Source organism: Comamonas koreensis (assembly GCF_021026195.1).
GTDB classification, from domain to species: Bacteria; Pseudomonadota; Gammaproteobacteria; order Burkholderiales; family Burkholderiaceae_C; genus Comamonas; species Comamonas koreensis.
Map to the genome: position 1 here is coordinate 35,945 of NZ_JAJNCT010000013.1, position 2,552 is coordinate 38,496.

The 2,552-nt window shown below is 55.8% G+C and carries 2 protein-coding genes and 5 tRNA genes; all 7 read left to right on the forward strand.

The annotated features are described in order from the left end of the window. The first annotated feature begins 105 nt into the window (after positions 1-105). Positions 106-741, forward strand: coding sequence for a TetR family transcriptional regulator (locus LPW39_RS13240; RefSeq protein WP_230775576.1), 636 nt, complete (start codon positions 106-108; stop codon positions 739-741). A gap of 116 nt (positions 742-857) precedes the next feature. Then, positions 858-933: transfer RNA gene (locus tag LPW39_RS13245), tRNA-Arg, on the forward strand. Between the two features lie 340 nt (positions 934-1,273). After that, positions 1,274-1,350: transfer RNA gene (locus tag LPW39_RS13250), tRNA-Arg, on the forward strand. A 153-nt stretch (positions 1,351-1,503) separates the two neighbouring features. Further along, positions 1,504-1,589: transfer RNA gene (locus LPW39_RS13255), tRNA-Tyr, on the forward strand. A 53-nt stretch (positions 1,590-1,642) separates the two neighbouring features. After that, positions 1,643-1,716, forward strand: a tRNA-Gly gene (locus tag LPW39_RS13260). 39 nt (positions 1,717-1,755) lie between these two features. Then, positions 1,756-1,830, forward strand: a tRNA-Thr gene (locus tag LPW39_RS13265). 66 nt (positions 1,831-1,896) lie between these two features. Continuing rightward, positions 1,897-2,552 (forward strand): GTP-binding protein (locus tag LPW39_RS13270; RefSeq protein ID WP_230773263.1); only part of this gene is annotated, 656 nt, incomplete at its 3' end.

A 2,552-nucleotide genomic window follows, 5' to 3' on the forward strand; every position in this document is an offset into this window, starting at 1 on the left:
TATACATACATGCGCAAATGTATAATTGTCGAAATTTGATAAATAACGCATGTCCTTTGGGTTGACAAACAGGGGTCATGTGCTTGCAAGAACGGAATACAAGCGATGGCCCGACGTACTAAAGCAGAGGCAGATGAGACCCGCGTCAAGCTGCTGGATGCGGCAGAACAGGTGTTCTTCGAGAAGGGCGTGGCGCGCGCCTCGCTCAACGAAATCGCCCAGCGGGCAGGTGCGACGCGCGGGGCGGTGTACTGGCACTTCAAAGACAAGGTCGATGTTTTTACATCGATGCTCGATCGCATCTGCATGCCCTTCGAGGAAATTTGTGACGACAAATATGGCGAGCTGGCCCCGCTTGATCGAATCCGCCGATCAATCTATGCAGTGTTTGACAGTATGGATGGGGACGAACGCCGCCGCAAGGTGTTTGACACGGCGCTGTTCAAGCTGGAATACGTGGGCGAACTCGAGAGCGTGAGAGAAGGCCATGTCGAGAGCTTTGCCTGCTCCCAGCGCAAATTTGCCGCTGATCTGGCAGAGGCCTCGCAGCAGGACCAGGTGCAGATGCAGATGACGCCGCAGGAGGCAGCGCTGGGCTTGCATTCTTTATTTGTGGGGCTGATCCACGGCTGGGTGCTCAATGAAGGCAACTTTCCGCTGCGCAGCATGGGTGAAAAAGCGGTGGAGGCCTATCTGGCCGGCCTGGGCTTTGGGCCCAGCCAACTGCCTGCAGGTAGCTAAGGGTTTTGGAAGGTCTGTCTTTGCTGCAATGCCCGGGCGACAACTGATCGGTCAGGGCATCGAAGCCATGCCATAATCTGCGGGTTGATCTGCAGCGCTTTGCGTCTGCAGCTTGTGCGGCTGTAGCTCAGTGGATAGAGTATTGGCCTCCGAAGCCAAGGGTCGTGGGTTCGATCCCCGCCAGCCGCACCAACAGCTTCTTTTTGCTCGGCCCGAGCAGCATCAACCCGCCTGTGACGTCGCAGCGCGGGTTTTTTGTTGTCTGTTGGGTGCCTGCTGGCGTGCCGTACTTTGCTTGCGGTGTTGACGAGCTGCAGATCTTGCTGCCTTCTCCTCGGAAGGTGCCGGCATGGAGATGAGCAAGGCTGCGCGAGCCGCCTGCTTGAGCGCTGAGATCTATCTCCCCAGGCTTCAAAGAAAGGCGCCATGTGCGCTCTCGCTGCGACGGATCACCCGGTTTCAGCACGATTTTTTGAAAAAACATGGCCGATTCGTTCGGGGCACCCAAAAACCGCCTACAATACGCAGCTTAGCGGCTGTAGCTCAGCTGGATAGAGTACTTGGCTACGAACCAAGGGGTCGTGGGTTCGATTCCTGCCAGCCGCACCAGTTAAGAGCCTCGAGATTTAGGTCTCGGGGCTTTTTATATAGAGAGAAGCATTGTTTTCGGGTTTGTGCGGGTTGCGTCCCTGAAAGAAATTTGCGAGAAATCGGAAGTTTCTAAAAACAGCCAAAAATGATGCTACAATCTAGTTCTTCTTCGGAGGGGTGCCCGAGTGGCTAAAGGGGGCAGACTGTAAATCTGTTGGCTTACGCCTACACTGGTTCGAATCCAGTCCCCTCCACCAGAAATGGTTGAAGAAGAAAGCTTTGCAGCAATTGCGCTTATGGCGCGGTTGATGCGGGAGTAGTTCAATGGTAGAACCCTAGCCTTCCAAGCTAATGACGCGGGTTCGATTCCCGTCTCCCGCTCCAGTCTGCAGTAAAGCGATCCTGTTGCAATTTGAAAAAATTGCCCATGTGGCTCAGTGGTAGAGCACCCCCTTGGTAAGGGGGAGGTCGGCAGTTCGATCCTGCCCGTGGGCACCATATTTAAGTGCGCACGGTTCTTGTTGCGCTATATCCCATTAGGTTTAGGTTTTTTCGGAGTCTAGAATGGCAAAAGGAAAATTCGAGCGCACCAAGCCGCACGTGAACGTGGGCACCATTGGTCACGTGGACCACGGCAAGACCACGCTGACGGCTGCTATCGCAACCGTGCTGTCTGCCAAGTTCGGCGGCGAAGCCAAGAAGTACGACGAAATCGACGCTGCTCCTGAAGAAAAGGCGCGCGGCATTACCATCAATACCGCACACGTTGAGTACGAAACGGCTAACCGCCACTACGCTCACGTGGACTGCCCTGGTCACGCCGACTATGTGAAGAACATGATCACCGGCGCTGCTCAGATGGACGGCGCTATTCTGGTTTGCTCGGCTGCTGACGGCCCCATGCCCCAGACCCGTGAACACATCCTGCTGGCTCGCCAGGTGGGCGTGCCTTACATCATCGTGTTCCTGAACAAGTGCGACATGGTGGATGACGAAGAGCTGCTGGAACTGGTGGAAATGGAAGTCCGCGAACTGCTGGACAAGTACGATTTCCCAGGTGACGACACCCCCATCATCCGCGGCTCGGCTAAGCTGGCTCTGGAAGGCGACCAATCCGACAAGGGTGAGCCCGCAATCCTGCGTCTGGCTGAAGCTCTGGACACCTACATCCCAACGCCAGAGCGCGCTGTGGACGGTGCTTTCCTGATGCCCGTGGAAGA